The following is a 587-nucleotide window of genomic DNA, read 5'->3' as shown; positions in this document are numbered from 1 at the left end:
AAAATGCCAAACTTTGAAGAATCAATGGGGGTTAATGATCGAGTTGCTCTTGCTACAGCAACAAAAGTGATGCGTAAACGGATTAATACGGAACATATGCGTAATGGTGTGACATTAATTGATCCAGAAAATACTTATATCGAAGTTGGCGTTAAGATTGGTAATGATACAATCGTTGAACCAAATGTAGTCTTAAAAGGCGATACAATTATTGGCTCAGATTGTTTCGTTGGTGCTGGTTCAACAATCGTTGACTCAACGATTGAAGATAATATTCAAATCACAAGTTCAACGATTGAATCAGCTATCATGCACACAGGGTCAAACATTGGGCCTAACAGTCATTTACGCCCAAACGCTGAAATTGGCGAAGACGTCCATGTGGGGAACTTCTGTGAAGTGAAGAATGCCAAAATTGGCGATCGCACGAAGATTGGCCATTTAAGTTATGTTGGCGATGCAACATTAGGCACTGATATTAATGTTGGCTGTGGTGTAGTCTTTGTGAACTATGATGGTGTGGCTAAACACCACGCAAATGTTGGCAGCCATGTCTTCATCGGCAGCAACTCAAACATTGTGGCACC

At 41.1% G+C, this 587-nt stretch carries 1 protein-coding gene; it reads left to right on the top strand.

The features are described 5' to 3' along the window. A partial coding sequence (locus FC20_RS09650; protein ID WP_269083545.1) for a DapH/DapD/GlmU-related protein occupies nt 1–587 on the top strand: 587 nt, incomplete at both ends.

Source organism: Lactobacillus equicursoris DSM 19284 = JCM 14600 = CIP 110162, assembly GCF_001434815.1.
In the GTDB taxonomy this organism is placed as follows: Bacteria; Bacillota; Bacilli; order Lactobacillales; family Lactobacillaceae; genus Lactobacillus; species Lactobacillus equicursoris.
The sequence above is the reverse complement of the archived record's forward strand: the minus strand, read 5'-3'. Positions and strand labels throughout refer to the sequence as shown.